Consider the following 19,400-nt stretch of genomic DNA (forward strand, 5'->3'; position numbering starts at 1 on the left):
ATTGCCCCGTCCTGGCTGGGCCGAGGAGCGCAGAGACAAGCGGATCAGGGCAAAAACGTGTTTGAGCGAAGCGAGTTGTTTTTGACCCCGCTTGGCTCGAGCACCGCAGGTTGCCCGAAGCGAAGCGTAGGGACCCAGACTGCGGGTCGCCTTTCTTTTGCTTACTTTTCTTTGGCGAAGCAAAGAAAAGTGAGTTGCCGCCGGGCAACCCCGGCCAGCAAGCCTCAGCAGAGGGGCAGGCGTGCAAGCCGGCACAAGACCCGGCTAAGCCAGGAACAACGCCGGATCCACCATGGCCCGGTTCAGCATCACACCCCAATGCAAATGCGGCCCCGTCACCCGGCCGGTCGCCCCCACAGCCCCAAGCCGCTCACCCGCCTTGAGGACATCCCCCACCTTCACATCAATCGCGCTCAAGTGGCACATCATGCACAGCAAGCCACCTCCATGGTCCAGCCACACGGTGTTGCCGTTAAAGAAATAATCGCCCGTATCTATCACCTTCGCCGGCAACGGCGCCAGCACCGGTGTGCCGGTAGCCGCCGCGATGTCCATGCCGCTGTGCGGGTTGCGCGGCTGGCCGTTGAAGACGCGGCGCAGGCCGAAGGAGCTGGAGCGCCGCCCCGGCACCGGCACCCGCATGCGCAACGGGCCTTGCGGCAGGGGCTCGGTGAAGGTGGCCATCACACCTTCCTGGTGCGCGCGCTCGCGCTCGTAGCGCGCCAAATCTTCGGCCGACAAATCCACCGTGCGCGGCTCCACCTTGAGCTGCTGCTCGCTGTAGCGCTTGGGGGCTATGGTGTAGGCGATGTCGCGCCGGTTGCCGTCGGCGGCCTGCACGGTGATGCTGGCCTCGCCCGGTGCGGCCGACAGTGCAATGCCCACCAGCGCGGTCCATTCTTTCGCATCGCCCAGCACCAGCAAAGGAACCTCGCCCGCAAAGGCCAGAGGCCGCTGCGCAGCCGGGCCCAGGGACAGCAGCGCCACGCCGCCGGGTACCTGCGAGGCGCGCGGCCAGATGCCGGTGGGCGAGGGCGCCGCCTGGGCCAGCAAGGAGGCGGGCAGGGCACTGCCGGCCACAGCGGCCAGCAGCAGCGAACGGCGAGTCAGGGACGAGGGAGTCGTGTTGTGTGAACGAAGGAAATACATGGCGCCATTATTGCGGCGTCATGGTGATTTTTCCCTCGCGTACATAGTCGTCAAACTGGATGCGCGGAATCGCCGTGACGGCTGCCACGCCGTCGCCGGCATCCCAGCTCAGCGTGGCGCTGTCGGGTTCCAGCGCGACTTCAATGCGCACGCGCGGGATTTCAATCGGGGCACCGTCACCCGGTGTGTAGGTCACGTCACCGGTAATCATGGCGAACTGGGGCATGGCTTTCTCCTGGATGTGTTGATAAGCGGGTTGGTGTAACAAGCAAACCGCCAAACAAGCAACACCAAAGCAACACCAAACCCGTGCCCTCCTATTTGAAACCCGATCATCCTCGCGCCGTGTAGGCGAACAGCCACTTCGCGCAGTGGCTCGCACAGGAAAATTCGGCGGGCAGGGCGCAGCCGCTGCAATTGCTTGCAATTTGGCGCTTAGATCATGCAACCAATATGTTGCATAAAGAGAATTCCCGGTGCAGAATAAATGCAACCAGGAGATTGCATATATGACTTCATCCACCGACCGTATCGAACGCAGCGTCCTCATCAATGCCGCGCCTTCCAGGGTCTGGAAGGCGCTCACCAATGCCGAAGAATTCGGCGGCTGGTTTGGTGTGGCGCTCAAAGGCAAAAGTTTTACCGCCGGCCAGCAGGTGCAGGGCCACATCACTATTGCAGGTTATGAACACGTGCTGTTTGACGTGCTGATTGAACGCGTGGAGCCCGAGACGCTGTTCTCCTACCGCTGGCATCCCTATGCGGTCGACCCGGCAGCCGACTATTCCAAAGAACCCACCACGCTGGTGGAATTCACACTCAAGCCCAGCGGAAGCGGCACGCTGCTGACGGTGGTCGAGTCAGGCTTTGACAAGATACCCGTGGCCCGCCGCGCTGAAGCCTTCCGCATGAACGATGGCGGCTGGCAAGGGCAGATGGCTAACATCGAGAAATATGTCACTTCGCGATAAAAGCGCTGCCAAGGCCCCCCAGGCCCTTCTGCCACAGCCCGGCCCCGCGGGCGTGTTCGCCGCCCTGGGCGACGAAACCCGCTTGCGCCTGGTGGCGGTGCTTTGTGTGGGCGGCGCGGTATCGATTGCCCAGCTCACCGCCACCACCGATATCACCCGCCAAGCCGTGACCAAACACCTGCACGTGCTGGCCGACGCGGGCCTGGTGCATCACGTCAAGGTGGGGCGAGAGCGGCTGTGGCAGTTTGACCCGCAACAGCTTGACGAAGCCCGCCGCTCGCTGGATCTGATCGCCCAGCAGTGGGACCAGGCCCTGGGCCGGCTGAAGGCTTCACTGGAAGTTTAGGCCGACCCCGCGGGAGAAACAACCATGCCCAGGCAAAGCATCTTCACCATGGCGTTTGCCAAGGTGTATCCGCTGTATGTACAAAAGGCGGAACGCAAACATCGCACCAAAGCAGAAGTCGACCAGATCATCTTCTGGCTGACGGGTTATGACGCGACGGGCTTAAGCCGGCAACTCGAACAGCAAAACGATTTCGCCACCTTCTTTGCCCAGGCCCCGGCCATGCACCCGAATGCCTCGCTCATCAAGGGCGTCGTCTGCGGTATTCGTGTCGAAGAGATCGAAGACCCGCTGATGCAAAAAATACGCTGGCTGGACAAGCTGATCGATGAGCTGGCAAAAGGCAAGGCGATGGAGAAAATCCTGCGGCAGTAGGCCCATCCCTTCGCCGACAACCTGTCGAAGGGCTTGGGCCTTGCCCCACACCGGCCACCGCCGGTGCGGGTTGTCAGGCGCCGGCCGGAAGCGCCGCCGGGTTGGGCCCGGCCGGTGGCCTCGGTGCGCCGGCCCGTATCCGCCGCACGCCGGTTCGTCCGGTCGCCTGCCGAGAGGCGGGCGATGGGTCCGGCGCCGGTTGCCAGTTGTGCGGCACGATCAACACATCGCTGCGCGCGTCGTCGCCGGCCGAGAAGCTCACGATGCGGGCTGCGACGCTCTCGAACATCAGGTCCGAGAAGGCGGAGGCGGGGTGCTTGCCCACAACGATCAAGTCAGCGCCGCTGCGTTGCTGTTGCACCAGCGCCTGCAAGGAAGGGTCTCCGCGCCCGAAGGCCGTCTGCACGCGGTTGCGCCTTGTGTCGTAGGAATCGGTAAGCCGCACCATCCGGTCCTGTGCGTGGCGCAGACACTGCGCGCGGTAGACCCTGATGTCGCGGTCCGGGACTTCAGCCTGCCGCAACGGCGTGCTTCAGGCCGTTTCGGCTTCAGCGGCCCGGGCTTTTTGCTGCGCCCGCATGATCTGGTGGCGCTCCCAGTAGTGGCCCAGCACCGCCTTGAAGCGCTCTTCCTGTTTGGCCAGGCCCTTGAGCTTGACCTTGCTGGTGCGCGCGCCGATCACACCCTTGTCAAAGTGGGTGATGGTGAGCGTGTTGCCAAAACTGCTGTTGTTGAAGGTCATGCCCTTGACCTCGTCCCACGACACCGGCACCCCGTCGTCCGCCGTGGCATGCAGGCCTTCGTAGGTGATGTCAATGCGCTTGCCATTGCCCAGGTCAAACGACACCGGCGGAAAGTAGCGCAGCACGATGGCGCGTTCTTCTTCGGTGGCCGGCTCGTAGCGGTAGGCCAGGCTTTGCTCATGCGCGGCGGCAAAGCGCTGCTCGTAGTCAGTCCACAGCCGTTGCTCGATGGCGGCGGCGGTCGATATTTCATCGGCCCAGGTGGCTTGCGGCACGGTGGTGACGATGGCGGCGTAGCTGCTTTCATCCACCTTGTGCTTCACATTGCGCATGCGCTCGGCCAGCGGCGGGTGCGTGTCGTAGGGGTGCGGCACGGCGGCGGTTTTCATCGCCGTCACAAATTCGCCGGAGCGGGCATACGGGTGCAGGCCTTCCGCCACAAAGCCGGCAATGCCCAGTGCGCCGGTGTGCTGCTGCTCCTGCTGGAACAGCTTGCGCTCCACCGTGTTGCGGTAGCTCGAATAGGCCGAGATCTTGATCAGCGACTGCACGATGGACTGCGGCGCCGTCAGCTTCGCGGCCACGCGGTCGGCGGTGTATTCGCGTTCACGGCTGTCGCGTGCCAGCGCAAATTCAAACACCATGCGGTACAGGCGCAGCAGGTAGTGCGCCACGATGGTCAGCCCGCCGCTGCGCATTTGCCAGGTGTAGAGGTCGAACTGGTTGAGCTTGGGGCCCAGCGCGGCGCTGCTGCGCGTGTCGCCGCCGCCCAGGTGGGCCAGCTCGTGCGCCAGCACGGCATCGGCCTCGGCGGTGTCCAGCACCCGCAGCAGCGGAATGCTCACAAACAGCGTGCGGCCCGTCACGGTCTGGCCGGCCACCGTGCAGGGTGCTTCGGTCACGAAAAAGTTGTTGTCAATGCCCGCAATAATCTGGTCCGGCGGGGATGTCTTGACGCGGCCCGCCAGTTGGCGAATGCGGTCCCACAGGCGCGGGGCGTCGGCCTCAAGCAGCAACTCGCCTTCAATGGTGTTGCCCGATGGCAATTTTTTGAACAGCGTGTAGATGGCATAGAAAACCGCCAGGGCCGCCATGATGCCGGCCAGGCCCACCAGCTTGATGTAGTAGCTGTGCCAGAAATAAGCCGTGAGCCAGAAGGAAAGCCACACCAGCATGGCGCTTTGCAAGGTGACCTCAACCGCGCTTGAAATGGTCATCAGCCGCCAACCCGCCACGAAGCTCGCATAACGCAAGCCGCGGTTGACAAAGGCCAGCGCGCCCAGCACGCCGGCCGCCACCAGCATCGCGGCTCCAAGGATCAAGGTCCAGAAGGCGGTGCGCTCGGCCCAGTGAAACCACCAGTGCATGGAATACGGGCTGCACACCTTGTCGTGAAAGACCTGGTTCTCCGGCCCGGTGGCGGCGCAGGCCATCGACAGCCTGTGCGTGTCGTAAAACGCAATCTCGTCCGCCTTCTGCGCCGGCGTCAGGTTGGTGGCGGCATTGATCTGGGAACTGACGCGCTGAATGAAGTCCTTGTCTTCAGACTGCAGCGCGTAGTGCGTGAAAACCAGCGTGACCGCCGGAATGAGAAAGAGCGAGGCCAGGGTCAGCAAAAACACCCGCCAGAGGTCGGCGTGGATCGTGCGCGCAGCAGCCATGGGGAACGTCCTTTTGAGTTTTAAATTTGAACCGGCCGATCATACGGGCGGCCATGCGTTTGGCCGATGACTTGGCAGGCAACAATTCACCAAAACGGGTGCTGTTGCAGTTTGTTTCGAAGACCTCGCCGGCGTTCGAATTCGCTGAATGCTCAGTCGGCGTCTGCCAGCTCTGCGGTTTCACGCCAGACGCCCTGAGCCATGCCATCCAGCGCATAGGGGCCGATGGAGGAGCGAATTAACCGCAAGGTCGGGTGACCCACGGCCGCCGTCATGCGCCGCACCTGGCGGTTGCGGCCTTCGCGTATGCCCAGCGCGATCCAGAAGGTCGGGATGGCCTTGCGCACCCGCACAGGCGGTTCACGCTCCCACAGGCCTGGCGGGGCGTCCATACGCTCAGCGCTGGCGGGCCGTGTGGGGCCGTCGTTCAGTTGCACGCCGCCGCGCAGCGCGGCCATCGCCGAATCGCTCGGTTCGCCCTCCACCTGCACCCAGTAGGTTTTGAGCATCTTGAAGCGCGGGTCGCTGATGCGCGCCTGCAATTGGCCATCGCTGGTCAGCAGCAGCAAGCCCTCACTGTCGGCATCCAACCGCCCGGCCACATAGACGCTGGGCAGGGCGATGAAGTCCTTGAGCCCGCGCCAGCGGCCTTCGGGCGTGAACTGGCTTAACACGCCGTAGGGTTTGTTGAAGCAGATGAGGCGGGGTGTTGCGTCGGTGGAGGTAGGCTGGTGGTGCATGTCGTGATTGCGTGGGGCTGCACTCGTGGTGCATCGCGATTGCGGCGATTTCCACCTCGCCCTCTTGGCGCTTGCGCGAGATCAATGCTCAAAGAATTTGGAGCGAGCGCTCTTGGTGACTGAACTTTCGGCCCACAACGGTGCTTGGACCATCTACTTCAGCAGAAATTGAAGAGGTCGCAAAGATTATCTGGTGATCTACGGAACTTGCTATGGAGCTCCTGGAAATGAGATTTTGGAAATTGTGACTTCTTTCGAGTTCCATTCCGCCGTCCTCAACGCCGTCAATTATTAGCAATCGTGGGAAACGGAAATACGCCTTCTCTAAACTGGCAAATAAAAGCGCAAGCCGAAAAGAGTGCCGCAAATAAACCATAGAGCTCGCAGAGAACTGTCGTTCTCCATCAATAGAAATACTATTTGATGCGAATTCAAATGAAATTTCTCTTGGATTGGAAAACTCTTTTGCACGCGGGATATCACCCTTGAGAATCATCTGCAAATTCCGGGCGACTGCCTCGTATGCGTGTTCCTTTCGATTTACTTGAAGTTGCCTTAAGGAAAAAATAGTATCGCGTATCCGTTTCAGTTCGGAGGCAATATTCGCACGCGTAGCACTTTGCTCATCTAGGCTTTGGGCGAGCTTTCGGTAATCCAGCAGTTGCCGGATCTCCTCTTCAATGCGACCAACGGCAGTCAGAAGTTGGTCTCTGCGAATATCGAAGCTGCTTCTCCAGTTAGCTGAAGACGTGGCGAATTGACTTTCCAGAAGCTGAAGTTTTTCCTGAGCTGCTTCAACTTCTCGGTAGAGTTCATTCCGTTCATCGTGCAGATCACGCTTAATCTGATTCGATTCGAGAGCTTGCAGCGCAAGCTCATTTTTCATCCGAACAAGTTGTGTTTTGGCTGCCGATTCCTCAATAGGGGAGTTGCACAAATTGCAGATCCCCGATGTCGGTGGACGACCTCCGATATCGCTCAAGCAGCAAGGGCAGACAGAAAATCGAACTGCGCCTAAGTAGTCAGCTGCGGAAATTGATTCTTCAATTTCCTGGCTGCGAATTGTCAATTCAACGACTAGCAGCTCCGCGTCAGATATTCGTTGTTCAACTCTCAACCGGCGATCCTTGAGTGCGGAAAGATCTCGGTGTGTTTGAGTTAGAGCAGTCCGAATGCGATCATTCTCTTGAGCTCCATCGCCTTGAATTGGCGTACTAGCGATCTCATCGCCGTGAAGCTGATCGCGCGACTGCTGTAATTCAAGACCTAAACTACGGAGCCGAGTTTCTATAAAGTCCATAGAAATATTGGTTCCCGCCTTTCCCAGCGCGCTGTACACAGCCTTCAGTGCAGTTCCTAGGGCACTTTCTTCTTTCTCCAACGTCACGGCACGTAGCTGAAGGTCGTACAAATCGTTGTCATCGATTCCAAGCAAGTAATCCCCAACGGCCTGACGGGTTATCGGCGAATCAAATCGCTCAGTCCGAAATAGATCTGCGCCTGGTGTCTCTTGATCGGAATACACAAGCCGCATGACTTGATGCATTGTTATATTGTTTCCGGCTTCGCCACGTAGTTCAGGTAGCGAAAGAGCTTGAAACAGAACTTGGGAAAAACTCGGCTTGCTCTCGGTTCTACGGAAACTAAACGTTTGCCATTCGGTCACACTTCCAGAGAGCGCAGCCTCCATAAGTCCCCAGAAGATAGAGAGGGCCGATTGAGTTCTATCGGATATTGCGCGACGCAGCGTTATTACGGCGCCGTTCAACTCGGCCTCACACAAGGTCGCGTCACACAGAAGGGCCGTTGAATTGAATTTAATGTTCTCTGCGCCAAGTGCGAACGCTAAGAAGCGAATTAGCGTGGTCTTACCTGAAGAATTCTCTCCCGCTATTACGTTCAGTCCGAGTTTAAATTTTAGATCTGCAACGATATTTCCATCACGCAAAACTACAAGTCTTCGAATGAATAAACTGGGATCAAATCGAGTCATAGCGATACTCCGCGAGGCCTGTTCTGGCTTTCAGGCCATCTTTTCCGGTAAGTTGTATCTCGCTCAACTCGTGAACAAGAAGCTTCGTATATTCTGAGTCCTTTGTTAAAAACATCTCGACGGCTGAAGCGAGCGCAAGAGGCAATGCTAACGTTGTACGCATAAGCACTCTCTTCTTCAAGGAATCTGCACTAAGCACATCCACGGACGCTAGCGTCGCGGCAGCAGCTTGTTGAATGGCTTTAATTGCGTCTAGCATCCCGCGGCCCAACGGCGCCTGGCGAAAGGGAGATTGGCGCTCTGCTGCCAATTTCTTTAAGCGAGTAGCACTCCGCGGGAGCTTTGATGTAACGACAAGACCGGGATAGAGAAGCAACAGATCAAAGATTTGTGCTGCTTCGAGTTCCAGTGGTTTGTTCACTATGTGCAAGATCGACAGCACGCGTACAGCTGCATGATATGGATCCCGGGACGGATCGTAGATCAGCACGGGTCCCACCTAATATGACAGTTCCCACCGAGAAAATAGAGTAACCCAGTGAGCAACCGATGATCTATTTCCAGTGGATTTGATTCCAAGAAAGTCCAAGCTGCGTCGAGCACATGAATTTGAATCGCGTGATCAATCTGGGTCGACGGGGCACTTGCGTTGATGAGAGGGGAAACGTGATTTTCAAATGCGGTTAAAAGTTTCCCTAAAAGAAAGCTTATGATTTTTTGGGCGGCGACTGAGGATTGATACCTTAGGATGAATTGCGTAGCTTCATGTTTACGTATTCGGGCGTTCTGCAGTTGAGATGCTCGCCCTGCCGAATTCAGTTTTTCATCCAATCCACGGATGTCACCATTTGTCGTTGCATTGAGGTAATGCTCGAGATTGGCGATGACTGAATTCAGACGCGCATCTTGAGCTCTCTCAAGTGCAAACTCTTGAATTACCCGAGTCATCGCTGTCAGCTGAACCGCCGTGCTGACGTATGTGACGCGCTTGTCAATATTTCCCGCAGCGAGGTCACCTGTGACGTAGTTTCCAGTTTGCTCGGCGTCTATTTTTTGGTGCAAATCGATCGACAAAGCGGATAGTTTTGCCTTCTTGTCCAACGGCGATTCAGACGTCAATATGAGGTCTGTGCCCGTGGCCATCGTTTATTTGCGCTTTTGTATGTTGCCGCCGGCCATATCGCCGCCGACAACATTTTCCGTTTGGCGAATGTTCGTCGCCTTGGTGCTTATGTAGATCTTAAGAGTCCAGCCGGCGCCGAGTCCTACCAAGAATGAAATTAAGTGCGTAAAAATGTCCATCTGAGCCTCTTGGTTTAGAAAATCCGTGAAGGTCGCCAACCTCTGCTTGGTTGTGCTATTTTGCCCAACTATCCTTCATCCCTACGACTCGATTAAACACGGGCTTACCCTCTCCTCCATTTAGAGGGGGTGCATGATCTTTCGAGTCCGTCACGAAGTACCCATGCCGCTCAAACTGAAAGCGCGTACCGGCAGGCACCTTGGCCAGTGAAGGCTCGACATAAGCCGTCACGGTCTTGAGGCTGTTGGGGTTCAGTTCATCCAGAAAATCCTTGTCCCCAGTGCCGGGATGCTCAACGGTGAACAAGCGGTCATAAAGGCGCACTTCGGCTTCAACGGCGTCGTTCACGCCCACCCAGGTGATCACGCCCTTGACCTTGATGTTGTCGGAGCCGGGGGTGCCGCTCTTGGTGTCGGGGATCAGGGTGGCGCGGACTTCGGTGACCTTTCCGTTGGCATCTTTCACCGCGCCTGTGCATTCGATGACGTGGCCGTATTTGAGGCGGACCTTGCTGCCGGCAATGGCCTGTTTGCTGGCGTTGGTGTGGGGCGGGAACAGGCGGAAGAAACCTTTGGGAGGCGTCTCTTCGTAGTCGGTGCGTTCAATCCACACTTCCTTGCCGATCTTGAACTGGCGTTTTCCCATGTCTTCGTGGTGCGGATGCACGGGGGCGCTGCAGTCGTCGAGCTTGCCGGCGCCCATGACTTCATCCCAGTTGGTGAGCACGAGCTTGACGGGGTCGAGCACGGCCATGGCGCGTGGGGCGATGGGATCGAGCGTGTCGCGCAGTGCGCCTTCGAGGGTGCTGTAGTCGATCCAGCTGTCGCTTTTGGTGACGCCTATGCGTTCGGCAAACAGCTGCAGCGCTTCGGGCGTGTAGCCGCGGCGGCGCAGGCCGACTATTGTCGGCATGCGGGGGTCGTCCCAGCCGCTGACGCGCTTTTCATTGACGAGCTGGGCTAGCTTGCGTTTGCTGGTGAGCACGTAGCTGAGGTTAAGGCGAGCGAATTCGTACTGGCGCGGGTGCGGCGTGGCGATGAGCTTGCCTTCGGCCAGGCGGTCGAGCAGCCAGTCGTAAAAGGGGCGCTGGTCTTCAAACTCCAGGGTGCAGATGCTGTGGGTGATCTGCTCCAGCGCGTCTTCGACCGGGTGGGCGAAGGTGTACATGGGGTAGATGCACCATTTGTCGCCGGTGTTGTGGTGGTGGGCGCGGCGTATGCGGTAGATCGCCGGGTCGCGCATGTTGATGTTGGGCGAGGCCATGTCGATCTTGGCGCGCAGCACGGCGGCGCCGTCGGCGAGCTTGCCGCCCGCCATTTCGCGAAAGCGGGCCAGGTTCTCTGCCGGCGTGCGGCCGCGGAAGGGGCTGTTGGTGCCGGGGTGGCCGAAGTCGCCGCGGTTGTGGCGCATTTCTTCGGCGCTTTGTTCGTCGACGTAGGCGTTGCCGCTTTCGATTAAATACTCGGCGGCGCGGTACATGAAGTCGAAGTAGTCGCTGGCCTGGTAGGGCTTGTCGTTACCTTTTGCGCTGCCGATCTGCGCCCAGTCGTAGCCCAGCCATTTGACGGCGTCGATGATGCTGTCGACGTATTCGGTGTCTTCTTTTTCGGGGTTGGTGTCGTCAAAACGCAGGTGGCAGACGCCGCCGTAGTCGCGCGCGAGGCCGAAGTTCAGGCAGATGCTTTTGGCGTGGCCCACATGTAAGTAACCATTGGGTTCGGGCGGAAAACGCAGGCGCACCTTGGCGGGGTCGGGCTGGCCGGCGGCGTGGTGGGCGGCGTCCCCGGGGCTGCCGCCCCAGCGGCGGCTGGCATAAGTGCCTTCGGCCAAGTCTTTTTCGATGATCTGGCGCAGGAAGTTGCTGGGCTTGTGGGTTTCTTTGTCGGCGGGGGCTGAGGCGGGGGCGGGAGAGGTCATTGGCTGATTTTAGGGGGTTACGTTTGGCTACGCTCTTCACGGGGCGTGCGGTATGCCATTACAGCTTGCCTGCGTTTAATAAGCACATGGGCATTTCCTGCCCTGTTAAGGAGAACCATATGAAGACAGCCATCAAAGCAAACCGCTCCCGCTCCCTCGCTCTGGCAGGCGCCGCCGCCACGCTGGCCGTGGCCTCGCTGGGCTTTGCAGGTGCTGCCCAGGCCCGCGACAACGTGTCGTTTTCCGTGGGCATCGCCGCCCCGGGTGTGGCGGTAGGTGTCACCAACGCCTACCCGGTGTACCAGCAACCGGTGTATGTCCAGCCCGCGCCTGTTTACTACCAGCCCGCTCCGGTCTATTACCAACCGCGCCCTGTGTATGTGAGGCCGGCCCCGGTTTACTATCCGCAGCCCGTGTATTACGGCCCGCGCCACGGCCACAGGCACCATGGCGGGTACTACGTGCAGGCGCCACGCCCAGGCTATGGCTACGGCCCCGGCTACCGTGCGGCACCGGTGTACTACCAGCGCTAAGCCGCCAAGCTGTTAAACCAGCCCAGGCAGCAAAAAGCCCGCATCTTGCGGGCTTTTTTGTGGGCGGCGAAAAAGTCAGGCCGCCGGCCGCCAGAAGACGTAGTCGGCCTCGTAGGGCACGGAGACGCGCATGCCCAGGGTGGCGGAGGTGCAAGGCGGGTTGGCCACGATGCCGGCCACGGTACGGCGGGCCTGGATGTAGCTGATGTTGGCGAGCATGCCTGGGGTGTCTGAGGGACTTGCCAAGGCGCGCAGCAGGGGCAGGTTTTTGCCGTCGCCGGGTACCTCAATGAGTTCCTTTGCGCTGACTTTGGAGCCGTCGCTGTGCGTCCAGCGTGCACGTGCGCCGGGATAGTAGGTCACGGCGTTGCCCGCGCCGTCCGTAAGCCTGATGCCGGGGGACAGCATCAGCCAGGCGTATTCATAGGGGGCGCGTTTGACGGCCTGGCATTCGTAGAGCAGGTCGCCCCGGCCTTGCGCTTCGAGCACCACCGTGTGGCCTGCGGGAACGCGCAGGGATTCGGGCAGGCTTAGCTGCGATGGCTGAAGGTTGGGCAGGCGTGAGCCGCAGGCGCCTAGCCCAGCCACGGTTACCAGTAGCAGCGTGCGTCGCAGCAGGCCGGGGAAGGCGCAAAAGGCTTGGGTCTGGATGTTCACAAAGGGCTCCAATGGCGACGGGCGGTGGGGTCATAGTGTCACAACCAGTAAATCCCTGACACGGAAGGCCGTCTGTAGGTGGCCGGAGGGATCAAGTGCGGGCAAACATCGGCAGGCCTGTGCAGGCCACTGCAGAAAAAGAAAAAGCCCGCAGGCCACGCCTGCGGGCTTTGTTTCCATGGCTGCTGAACAACCATGGACTGGCGCGCTTTCAAGGCGCGCCGGAAGCCCGCCTTAAGCGGGTTTCCAGAAAATGTAGTCAGCCTGGTAAGAGGTGGTCAGCTTGTCGCCGATATCGGCCTGGGTGCAGGCCTTGCTGAGGTCCTGGCCGCCCTTGGTCTTGATGCGCTGGATGTAGGTGATGTTCTGCAGCACGCCGGGGGTGGCGCTGAAGGCGCCGGTGGACAGCTGCTGCGGCAGGTTGGTGGCGCCCACGCGCGGGGCCAGCGCGACCTGGGTGCCGACGACGCTGGAGCCGTCGATATGCGTCCAGGTGGCGGGCGGGCCGGCGTAGCGGGCGACGGTCTTGCCGGTGCGGTCCACCAGCTCGGCTTCGGGCCGCACCAGCACCCAGCCTATGGTGCCGGCAGTGGTGGCATTGGCCTTGCACTCGTAGTGCAGCAGGCCGCTGGCGGTGGTTTCCAGCGCGACGACGTTGCCGGGCGGCACCGTGATGGTGGCGTCAAGCTGGTCCTGGGTGTATTCCTTGGGCAGGGGCGCGACGCCGGAGCATGCGACCATGAGCGCGGCGGTGCCGGTGACCATGGCCACGGTGACGGCAGCGCTTTTGCTGTAAGCCCAAATGACGTTGTGCGTGCTTTTCATTGAAACCCCCGGTTCTGGCCCTGAAGCCTTGTGTGGTTGCCTTGTCAGGCTTCCTGCTGTTGTTGCATGCCAGTAAAACGCGGGCGGTGGAAAAGCGCTGTAGGACGCCGCGCAGGCTTGCTGCCAGCGCCTCTCTACGCGCGGACTCAGATCAATCGCTGCCAGCCCCCATCCCAACCTTCCCCCAGCGGGGGAAGGAGTCATCTGGCGCTCCTCTTCGCGCCGCTCTTGCCCCTCCCCCGCTGGGGGAGGGCGGGGGTGGGGGCCAACGGCCTCAAAACAACTCACCTTTGTTCGTGACTACCAGTTCTTCGTTTGCTCTAAAGAAGGCGGGCCAAGCGCAAAAAAGCCCACAGGGCACGCCTGCGGGCCTGAAAACCGGGCCCGCCTGACTGTCCGGGGCCGGTCGCTCACCTTCGCAGGGACAGCGGCGAACGGGCGGTGGCTACCGCGCCTTACATCGCCTTGTAGAAGATGTAGTCCGCCTGGTATTGCACGACCTGTTTCGCGCCCGCATTACCGGCGGCGCAGGGCATGGCGGGGGCGACGCCGCCGCGCGTGTCGACGCGCTGGATGTAGGTCACGCCGCTCATGGCGCCGCTTCCCATGGCCGGGTTGCCCTTGACGAGCTGGGTGGGGATGTTGCCCGTGCCGTTGGGGGCGACGGCGACCTGGGTGGCGGTGAGTTTGGAGCCGTCCATGCTCTCCCAGGTAGCGGGCGGGCCGTAGTACTTGCCGATCTGCTTGCCGCTGCGGTCGTTCAGCTTGGCGTCGGGCCCGACAAACACCCATTCAAACTGGCCTGCCATGTCTTTTTTGGGGCTGCACTGGTAGGTGATTTCGCCCACGCCCACGGTTTCCATGGCGACCTTGTTGCCGGCCGGCACCTGCACGGCGGCAGGCAGGCCGGCCTGCGAATACATGGGCTTCATGGGCGACATGCTGCCGCAGGCGGTGAGCAGGGAGACGGCAAGCAGGGGGGCGAAAGCGGTGAAGGAACGGGGCATGGTTGAACTCCTCGGTGGTTGTGGACCGGCCGGCGCGGCGCGTCCTGCTGCTGGTACGCAGCAGGTAGGAGGCTGGATTCAAAAAAGTGGCTAACCACTGGAGGGCATTCCACCAGCGGGGGCCGTGGAACCGGCTTTGCCGGGCCACAGGCGCCGTCCCCTTGAGGGGAGAACAGGCTACACGCAGTGAGCCTGGACAGGGGTGATTCTCACTGCCCGAAGCGAGGGCCTTTTTCGAGGAAGTTTTTTTCCTCGGGCGTATCGGCCCGCCCCAGGACCGCATTGCGGTAAGGAAAGCGGCCGTAGCGGCTGATGATGTCGCGGTGCTGGTGGGCGTAGTCGAGGTTGCCCTGCAGGCGCTGCTTCAGGGCTTCGGGGGCGTCGTCGACCAGGCGGGTAAAGCGTGCCACGCATTCGTCCTGCAGCGGCGGGCTTTCGGCATGCATGAGCGGCATGTAGAGGAATATCCGCGCGGCCCAGGGCAGTTGCAGGTCTTCACCGGCGGCAATGGTCTGGCGCACCAGCTGCTGGGCGCGGGCATCGCCGGCAAAGGCCCTGGCGTCGCCGCGAAACACATTGCGGGTGAACTGGTCGAGCAGGATGATCAGCGCCAGGCGGTGCAGGGGCGGTTGTTCCCAGCTCTGCAGGCCGCCGGCCAGGGCTTCCTCCACGGCGGCGCCGAAGCGCGCGCTGATCTCGGCGTCAAGCTCGGCGCCACCGCCGAACCAGCGTTTGCCGAGGTCCTGCGTGGGCCAGTCTTTTTCAATGCCGTCGCCCAGCCAGTAATCAAGGACCTGGTCGGGCGTGGTGGGGCTGGAAGTGGCCGTGGAAATAGAAGAAGGGGCGGATTCAGTCATGTGGATGGTGAGCTTGGCCAGGTGGATTTGGCAGGGGGTTCAGGGCAGCAGGTGCTTGCGCAGAAAGGCGCTGATCTTGCGGTCCAGGGCCGGGAGCTGGCCGCGGTCAAAGCCGGGCGGGTCCAGCAGCAGGTCTTTGGCCAGGTCCGACATGCCCTCGGCCGGCGGCGGCGGTGACAGCAGCGCGCCGTGGCCGCCGTCGGGCAGGTCGGCCAGCAGCTCGCAGCGCGGCTTGCAGGCCGCGAGCACCACGTCGCTGTGAAAACGCGGCACCAGCCAGCGGTCTTGCCGCGCCGTGACGAGGCCCAGCGGCACCGCCGGCGAAGCCAGCGAGTCCATGTCGAAATCGGCGGCCAGCGGCACACCGGCAACCACGGCCTGGATGCGCGCATCGTGATGGCTTTGCCAGATGGCGTCGCTGAACCTCTGGCGGATGATCGCCAGCACCACGGTTTTTTTCAGGCCGTCCAGCATGCCGCCGGTGAGCCGGGTGGTCAGCCCGGCGCAGGTCTGGAAGTCCTCGGCGATATGGGCCTCGCAGTGCCGGGTGAGCAGGGCCGGCGACCAGCGTCCGCCGGCCAATGTCAGCGCCGTATGCCCGCCGGCCGACATGCCGTACATGCCGACCTTGTCGAGCGACAGCAGCGCCGCAAAGCGCGGATCGCGCGCGACGGCATCGATGGCGCGCGACACCTCGGCGGGCCGCTGCTTCCAGCTGTCGGGGCCGGGAGAAGAAGGGTCCCTGGCGTTGTCGCCGCGGTGCAGGGGAAAGGCGACGACAAAGCCGTCTTCAACCAGGCGGCGCGCCAGGTCGGTATACGTCCAGGGCGAGCCGCCCGAGCCGTGCGAGATGACGACCAGGCGGGTGTTGCCGCGCACCGGCTGGCCGTCTTTATCGGCTTTGAGGGAATAGGAGCCGACCTGCAGGGGGCGGTCTTCGCCGGCCGAAGGATAAAAAACGCTGATGGCGCTGTCGTCCTGCAGGCCCGGCACCTGGGTAAAGCCCATGCCGGCGTGTGCGCCTGCGGCGAGCAGCAGCAGGCTGCTCAGGAAATATTTCTTCATGGGCTATCCCTGTTTCCCTTTTTTGTCCTCCCTTGATTAGAGCAGACCGAGTCAGAGCAGGCCGAGCTGTCCCCACAGCATCTTGCCCAGGTAGCGGTCGGGCATCAGCGTGAACACGCCTGCGATCAGGCATGCGCCAATATAGAGCGCCTGCATGGCGCCCCGGTGGCCCGCGATGTTGCCGCGGCTCAAATGCCGGAACGCGCCAAACAGGCTGAACAGCGTGAAAGGCACCAGCAGGTGGATGGGGGTGTAGCCGGCGATGTTGGGATAGTCGTAGTCACGGATGAAAATCGCCGTCGCGGCGGTGACCAGCATCATCGTCACAAAGGCATAGCCAAAAGCCCGGTGCAGCTTGGGCCGCTGGATGCGTCCCTTGCGCGCCCACAGCGCGACCGGCCCGATGACGATGGCGGCACTGGCGGCAAACAGGTGAATGGCGATCAGTGGGGTCAGTTGCATGGTGGTGGCGGACGATGCAGGTAACGAATTGTGATCAAGATAAACACCCCTGTCCAGGCTCACTGCGTGTAGCCTGTTCCCCCCTCAAGGGGGCGGCGCCTGCGGTCTGGCAAAGCCAGTCCCGCGGCCCCTGCTTGGATAACGAGTCTCCGTGGCCCAAGCCAGCGGAGGCCATAATCTCCACTACATTTTTTTGGAGCCAGCATTGGATATCGCACTGTTGATCAAAGCCGCCATCATGGGCATCGTCGAGGGCCTGACGGAATTCCTTCCGATCTCCTCGACAGGCCACCTCATCCTTGCCGGCGCCTTGCTCGGTTTTGACGACGACAAGGCCAAGGTGTTCGACATCGCGATCCAGACCGGCGCCATCTTCGCGGTGATCCTGGTCTACTGGCAAAAGATACGCGCGACGGTGGTGGCGCTGCCGACCGAGAAACAGGCGCAACAGTTTGTGCTCAATGTGCTGGTGGCTTTTGTGCCGGCCGTGGTTCTGGGCCTGCTGTTCGGCAAGGCCATCAAGGCGCATTTGTTCACGCCGGTCGTGGTGGCCAGCACCTTCATCATCGGCGGCTTCATCATCCTCTGGGCTGAAAAGCGCCAGCAGAACAACCCGGCCGTAGCGCGCATCCAGGAGGTCGAAGCCATGACGGTGATGGATGCGCTCAAGGTGGGCCTGGTGCAGTGCCTGGCGATGATCCCGGGCACCAGCCGCAGCGGCGCGACGATTATTGGCGGCATGCTGCTGGGGCTGTCGCGCAAGGCGGCCACCGATTTTTCTTTCTTCCTGGCCATGCCCACGCTGATAGGCGCCGGCGTCTACAGCCTCTACAAGGAGCGCGCGCTGCTGTCCATGGCGGACCTGCCGCTGTTCGGGGTGGGCCTGGTGTTTTCTTTCCTGAGCGCCTGGCTGTGCGTGCGCTGGCTGCTGCGCTATATCTCGACCAACAGCTTTGTGCCCTTTGCCTGGTACCGCATCGCCTTCGGCATCGTGGTGCTGGCCACGGCCTGGAGCGGCTTGGTGGTCTGGGCGGAATGAGGGGGCTAGCAGTGGTGCGATGGATGGCGCGCTTCTGCGCGCTGGGCGGCCTGGTGCTGGCGGCTTCGCTGTCGTACGCGGCCGGCCCGGTCAGCATCCCCTCGCTGGATGGCAAGCTGCAGATCCCGGGCTATTGGTTTGAAGCGGAAGGCAGCGAGCCCAAGCCGGCCATCATCGGGCTGCACGGCTGCGGCGGTGGGCTCGACAGCAAGGGCAATTTTGCCGAGCGCTTTTTCCGTTACGCGGGTTATTTCAACGCCGAACGCATCCACTTCCTGCCGCTGGACAGCTTCACGCCGCGCGGCCAGAAGTCGATCTGCGAAACGCCCAACAAACTTCGCACCATCCACGAAGCCGACCGCCGCGAAGACGTATTCGCGGCCATCGCCTGGCTGCTGAAGCAGCCTTCGGTGGACCCATCACGCATCGTGGTCATGGGTTGGTCGCACGGCGCGCAGACCGTGCTCAGCACGGTGGATGCCACCGATCCCTATGTGCAGGCGCAGAAGGTGCAGCCGCGGGCCGCCGTGGCGTTCTATCCCGGCTGCCTGGTGAACAACAAGATGTGGAACTATGAAGTCCACCAGCCGCTGCTGATCATGATCGGCGAGCTCGACGACTGGACGCTGGCGCATGAATGCGTCACGCTGCAGGAGCGGCTGCGCAAGAACAAGGCCAACGCGACGGTGGAGCTGGAGGTCTACCCAGGCAGCTACCATGGCTTTGACGGCCCCGGCCCCGTCAAGCAGATGGTAGGCCTGGGCAACACCAAGAGCGGCACGGCCATGGTGGGCGGCAACCCGGCGGCGCGTGAGGCCTCGCATGCGCGCATGTTCGAGTTCCTGTCGGCGCAGCTGGGCCAGCCCTTGCTGCTGTCGCATGCGCAGCGCTTCAAGGGCCATCACTATGTGGTTCCGCCGGCTTCAGGCTTTGCGGCTGCCGATGATATGAACGCCGTGCCGCTCAGCGAGGCCGGCAAGGCGCGTTATGCCCACTTTCGCAGCCTGCCGTCTCCCAAGGCCTTTGCGGTGACGGAAAAAGGCGGCTGGTATTTCAACGCGGGCGAACCCGAGGCCATGGCCACCACCTTCCAGCAGTGCGCGAGGGCGAAATCAAAATGCTGGCTTTACGCAGTGGACGACCAGGTGGTGTGGCAGGCCGACGTGGCAGCCCGGGCCGGCGAAGCGGGACTCAAGCGCGTGGGAATGCCGGCCCGCTGAGCGCCGCGCTGCAATGCCGGCGATTGGCGTCGCGTCCGACAAGCGTTGTCATGTGCCGGTGTTAGGCTGGGTTTTCTTTCATCCACACAGGGGCCCACCATGAGTATTCTCGGCAAAATTTTCGGCAAGATATTTCCCTCCTTGCAGACGCCTGAGGCCGCACCGCCGGTTGCAGCCGGTCCGGCGGGCGCAGCGCCCGCAGCGCCTGCCCCGGCACCCGCCGCGCCGCCCATGCAGCAGGTGGATGTTGAAGCCCTGCTCAACGGCATGGCCAGCAAAAATCCGGAAAAACTCAACTGGAGGACGTCCATCGTCGACCTGATGAAACTCTTGCACCTGGACAGCAGCCTGGGCGAACGCAAGGAGCTGGCGAAGGAGCTGGGTTACACCGGCGACATGAATGACAGCGCGGCCATGAACATCTGGCTGCACAAGCAGGTCATGAACAAGCTGGCCGCCAACGGCGGCAAGGTGCCAGCCGACCTGATGGACTAAGGCTGTAGCGGGTCGCCAACCCAGGTCTTGAGGGGGCCGGCC

The 19,400-nt window shown here is 61.5% G+C and carries 23 protein-coding genes; 7 read left to right on the plus strand and 16 right to left on the minus strand.

Translation table 11 applies throughout. The annotated features are described in order from the left end of the window. Window positions 1-264: 264 nt before the first annotated feature. Both AC1DXS_RS20105 and AC1DXS_RS20110 read right to left on the minus strand, forming a co-directional pair. Entirely contained in the window at window positions 265-1,149 is an 885-nt protein-coding gene (locus tag AC1DXS_RS20105; protein ID WP_477739228.1) for a peptidoglycan DD-metalloendopeptidase family protein, read from the minus strand. A 7-nt stretch (window positions 1,150-1,156) separates the two neighbouring features. Beyond that, a complete protein-coding gene (locus AC1DXS_RS20110) occupies window positions 1,157-1,375 on the minus strand; it encodes a hypothetical protein (protein ID WP_074577239.1) in 219 nt (72 codons plus the stop codon). Between the two features lie 283 nt (window positions 1,376-1,658). On the opposite strand from AC1DXS_RS20110, the gene AC1DXS_RS20115 reads away from it, so the two are divergent. From AC1DXS_RS20115 to AC1DXS_RS20125, 3 genes are read left to right on the plus strand one after another with little or no spacing between them, the layout of a single operon-like run. Continuing rightward, window positions 1,659-2,120 (plus strand): SRPBCC family protein, encoded by a 462-nt coding sequence (locus AC1DXS_RS20115; protein ID WP_477739229.1) that lies wholly within the window; start codon window positions 1,659-1,661, stop codon window positions 2,118-2,120. Next, on the plus strand, window positions 2,104-2,466 hold the full coding sequence (locus AC1DXS_RS20120; RefSeq protein ID WP_477739230.1) for an ArsR/SmtB family transcription factor: 363 nt from the start codon (window positions 2,104-2,106) through the stop codon (window positions 2,464-2,466). The genes AC1DXS_RS20115 and AC1DXS_RS20120 overlap by 17 nt, the downstream gene beginning before the upstream one ends. Window positions 2,467-2,490: 24 nt before the next feature. After that, complete coding sequence (locus AC1DXS_RS20125) at window positions 2,491-2,841, plus strand: DUF2200 domain-containing protein (protein ID WP_477739231.1); 351 nt, start codon at window positions 2,491-2,493, stop codon at window positions 2,839-2,841. 73 nt (window positions 2,842-2,914) lie between these two features. Here the strand turns inward: AC1DXS_RS20125 and AC1DXS_RS20130 are convergent, their stop codons facing one another. From AC1DXS_RS20130 to AC1DXS_RS20165, 8 genes are all read right to left on the minus strand, one after another. Further along, window positions 2,915-3,286, minus strand: a complete 372-nt coding sequence (locus tag AC1DXS_RS20130; RefSeq protein ID WP_477739232.1) for a universal stress protein — start codon at window positions 3,284-3,286, stop codon at window positions 2,915-2,917. A gap of 87 nt (window positions 3,287-3,373) precedes the next feature. After that, complete coding sequence (locus tag AC1DXS_RS20135; protein ID WP_477739233.1) at window positions 3,374-5,245, minus strand: M48 family metallopeptidase; 1,872 nt, start codon at window positions 5,243-5,245, stop codon at window positions 3,374-3,376. A gap of 152 nt (window positions 5,246-5,397) precedes the next feature. Beyond that, the gene (locus AC1DXS_RS20140; RefSeq protein WP_477739234.1) at window positions 5,398-5,985 is read right to left on the minus strand and encodes a pseudouridine synthase; all 588 of its coding nucleotides are present in this window, start codon (window positions 5,983-5,985) and stop codon (window positions 5,398-5,400) included. An 88-nt stretch (window positions 5,986-6,073) separates the two neighbouring features. Further along, window positions 6,074-7,978 carry an AAA family ATPase gene (locus AC1DXS_RS20145; RefSeq protein ID WP_477739235.1) on the minus strand — a complete coding sequence of 635 codons (1,905 nt, stop codon included), beginning with the start codon at window positions 7,976-7,978 and terminating at the stop codon, window positions 6,074-6,076. After that, a complete protein-coding gene (locus tag AC1DXS_RS20150; protein ID WP_477739236.1) occupies window positions 7,965-8,468 on the minus strand; it encodes an ABC-three component system middle component 5 in 504 nt (167 codons plus the stop codon). Before AC1DXS_RS20150 ends, AC1DXS_RS20145 begins: the two co-directional genes overlap by 14 nt. Further along, window positions 8,462-9,121 carry an ABC-three component system protein gene (locus tag AC1DXS_RS20155; protein WP_477739237.1) on the minus strand — a complete coding sequence of 220 codons (660 nt, stop codon included), beginning with the start codon at window positions 9,119-9,121 and terminating at the stop codon, window positions 8,462-8,464. Before AC1DXS_RS20155 ends, AC1DXS_RS20150 begins: the two co-directional genes overlap by 7 nt. Before the next feature lie 3 nt (window positions 9,122-9,124). Then, the gene (locus tag AC1DXS_RS20160; RefSeq protein WP_477739238.1) at window positions 9,125-9,280 is read right to left on the minus strand and encodes a hypothetical protein; all 156 of its coding nucleotides are present in this window, start codon (window positions 9,278-9,280) and stop codon (window positions 9,125-9,127) included. A 55-nt stretch (window positions 9,281-9,335) separates the two neighbouring features. After that, a complete protein-coding gene (locus AC1DXS_RS20165) occupies window positions 9,336-11,198 on the minus strand; it encodes a glutamine--tRNA ligase/YqeY domain fusion protein (RefSeq protein ID WP_477739239.1) in 1,863 nt (620 codons plus the stop codon). Between the two features lie 119 nt (window positions 11,199-11,317). Here AC1DXS_RS20165 and AC1DXS_RS20170 point away from each other — a divergent pair, with 119 nt between their 5' ends. Beyond that, window positions 11,318-11,731, plus strand: coding sequence for a hypothetical protein (locus tag AC1DXS_RS20170; RefSeq protein ID WP_477739240.1), 414 nt, complete (start codon window positions 11,318-11,320; stop codon window positions 11,729-11,731). Window positions 11,732-11,806: 75 nt separating this feature from the next. Here the strand turns inward: AC1DXS_RS20170 and AC1DXS_RS20175 are convergent, their stop codons facing one another. From AC1DXS_RS20175 to AC1DXS_RS20200, 6 genes are all read right to left on the minus strand, one after another. Beyond that, a complete protein-coding gene (locus tag AC1DXS_RS20175) occupies window positions 11,807-12,388 on the minus strand; it encodes a DUF3455 domain-containing protein (protein WP_477739241.1) in 582 nt (193 codons plus the stop codon). A gap of 234 nt (window positions 12,389-12,622) precedes the next feature. Beyond that, window positions 12,623-13,213, minus strand: coding sequence for a DUF3455 domain-containing protein (locus AC1DXS_RS20180; RefSeq protein ID WP_477739242.1), 591 nt, complete (start codon window positions 13,211-13,213; stop codon window positions 12,623-12,625). Between the two features lie 455 nt (window positions 13,214-13,668). Then, window positions 13,669-14,220: a DUF3455 domain-containing protein gene (locus AC1DXS_RS20185; protein WP_477739243.1), complete on the minus strand. Its 552-nt coding sequence runs from the start codon at window positions 14,218-14,220 to the stop codon at window positions 13,669-13,671. A 209-nt stretch (window positions 14,221-14,429) separates the two neighbouring features. After that, complete coding sequence (locus tag AC1DXS_RS20190; RefSeq protein ID WP_477739244.1) at window positions 14,430-15,077, minus strand: DUF924 family protein; 648 nt, start codon at window positions 15,075-15,077, stop codon at window positions 14,430-14,432. Window positions 15,078-15,116: 39 nt separating this feature from the next. Continuing rightward, window positions 15,117-16,142 (minus strand): alpha/beta hydrolase family protein, encoded by a 1,026-nt coding sequence (locus AC1DXS_RS20195; protein ID WP_477739245.1) that lies wholly within the window; start codon window positions 16,140-16,142, stop codon window positions 15,117-15,119. A gap of 51 nt (window positions 16,143-16,193) precedes the next feature. Then, window positions 16,194-16,604 (minus strand): DUF2306 domain-containing protein, encoded by a 411-nt coding sequence (locus AC1DXS_RS20200; protein WP_477739246.1) that lies wholly within the window; start codon window positions 16,602-16,604, stop codon window positions 16,194-16,196. Window positions 16,605-16,809: 205 nt separating this feature from the next. Here AC1DXS_RS20200 and AC1DXS_RS20205 point away from each other — a divergent pair, with 205 nt between their 5' ends. The 3 genes from AC1DXS_RS20205 to AC1DXS_RS20215 all read left to right on the plus strand — a co-directional run bounded on the left by AC1DXS_RS20205 (window position 16,810) and on the right by AC1DXS_RS20215 (window position 19,358). Next, on the plus strand, window positions 16,810-17,643 hold the full coding sequence (locus AC1DXS_RS20205; RefSeq protein ID WP_477739247.1) for an undecaprenyl-diphosphate phosphatase: 834 nt from the start codon (window positions 16,810-16,812) through the stop codon (window positions 17,641-17,643). Then, a complete protein-coding gene (locus AC1DXS_RS20210; RefSeq protein WP_477739248.1) occupies window positions 17,640-18,863 on the plus strand; it encodes a dienelactone hydrolase family protein in 1,224 nt (407 codons plus the stop codon). The genes AC1DXS_RS20205 and AC1DXS_RS20210 overlap by 4 nt, the downstream gene beginning before the upstream one ends. A gap of 99 nt (window positions 18,864-18,962) precedes the next feature. Beyond that, a complete protein-coding gene (locus AC1DXS_RS20215; RefSeq protein WP_477739249.1) occupies window positions 18,963-19,358 on the plus strand; it encodes a DUF3597 domain-containing protein in 396 nt (131 codons plus the stop codon). Window positions 19,359-19,400: the final 42 nt, after the last annotated feature.

It is taken from the genome of Polaromonas sp. P3_B1 (genome assembly GCF_056402935.1).

What these genes read in the sequence shown, in the direction of transcription:
- AC1DXS_RS20155 (WP_477739237.1), bottom strand. Translation starts at nt 9,121, where the DNA reads ATGGCCACGGGCACAGACCTCATATTGACGTCTGAATCGCCGTTGGAC.
- AC1DXS_RS20140 (WP_477739234.1), bottom strand. Translation starts at nt 5,985, where the DNA reads ATGCACCACCAGCCTACCTCCACCGACGCAACACCCCGCCTCATCTGC.
- AC1DXS_RS20105 (WP_477739228.1), bottom strand. Translation starts at nt 1,149, where the DNA reads ATGTATTTCCTTCGTTCACACAACACGACTCCCTCGTCCCTGACTCGC.
- AC1DXS_RS20115 (WP_477739229.1), top strand. Translation starts at nt 1,659, where the DNA reads ATGACTTCATCCACCGACCGTATCGAACGCAGCGTCCTCATCAATGCC.
- AC1DXS_RS20165 (WP_477739239.1), bottom strand. Translation starts at nt 11,198, where the DNA reads ATGACCTCTCCCGCCCCCGCCTCAGCCCCCGCCGACAAAGAAACCCAC.
- AC1DXS_RS20160 (WP_477739238.1), bottom strand. Translation starts at nt 9,280, where the DNA reads ATGGACATTTTTACGCACTTAATTTCATTCTTGGTAGGACTCGGCGCC.
- AC1DXS_RS20125 (WP_477739231.1), top strand. Translation starts at nt 2,491, where the DNA reads ATGCCCAGGCAAAGCATCTTCACCATGGCGTTTGCCAAGGTGTATCCG.
- AC1DXS_RS20135 (WP_477739233.1), bottom strand. Translation starts at nt 5,245, where the DNA reads ATGGCTGCTGCGCGCACGATCCACGCCGACCTCTGGCGGGTGTTTTTG.
- AC1DXS_RS20200 (WP_477739246.1), bottom strand. Translation starts at nt 16,604, where the DNA reads ATGCAACTGACCCCACTGATCGCCATTCACCTGTTTGCCGCCAGTGCC.
- AC1DXS_RS20195 (WP_477739245.1), bottom strand. Translation starts at nt 16,142, where the DNA reads ATGAAGAAATATTTCCTGAGCAGCCTGCTGCTGCTCGCCGCAGGCGCA.
- AC1DXS_RS20185 (WP_477739243.1), bottom strand. Translation starts at nt 14,220, where the DNA reads ATGCCCCGTTCCTTCACCGCTTTCGCCCCCCTGCTTGCCGTCTCCCTG.
- AC1DXS_RS20210 (WP_477739248.1), top strand. Translation starts at nt 17,640, where the DNA reads ATGAGGGGGCTAGCAGTGGTGCGATGGATGGCGCGCTTCTGCGCGCTG.
- AC1DXS_RS20110 (WP_074577239.1), bottom strand. Translation starts at nt 1,375, where the DNA reads ATGCCCCAGTTCGCCATGATTACCGGTGACGTGACCTACACACCGGGT.
- AC1DXS_RS20215 (WP_477739249.1), top strand. Translation starts at nt 18,963, where the DNA reads ATGAGTATTCTCGGCAAAATTTTCGGCAAGATATTTCCCTCCTTGCAG.
- AC1DXS_RS20190 (WP_477739244.1), bottom strand. Translation starts at nt 15,077, where the DNA reads ATGACTGAATCCGCCCCTTCTTCTATTTCCACGGCCACTTCCAGCCCC.
- AC1DXS_RS20170 (WP_477739240.1), top strand. Translation starts at nt 11,318, where the DNA reads ATGAAGACAGCCATCAAAGCAAACCGCTCCCGCTCCCTCGCTCTGGCA.
- AC1DXS_RS20145 (WP_477739235.1), bottom strand. Translation starts at nt 7,978, where the DNA reads ATGACTCGATTTGATCCCAGTTTATTCATTCGAAGACTTGTAGTTTTG.
- AC1DXS_RS20180 (WP_477739242.1), bottom strand. Translation starts at nt 13,213, where the DNA reads ATGAAAAGCACGCACAACGTCATTTGGGCTTACAGCAAAAGCGCTGCC.
- AC1DXS_RS20120 (WP_477739230.1), top strand. Translation starts at nt 2,104, where the DNA reads ATGTCACTTCGCGATAAAAGCGCTGCCAAGGCCCCCCAGGCCCTTCTG.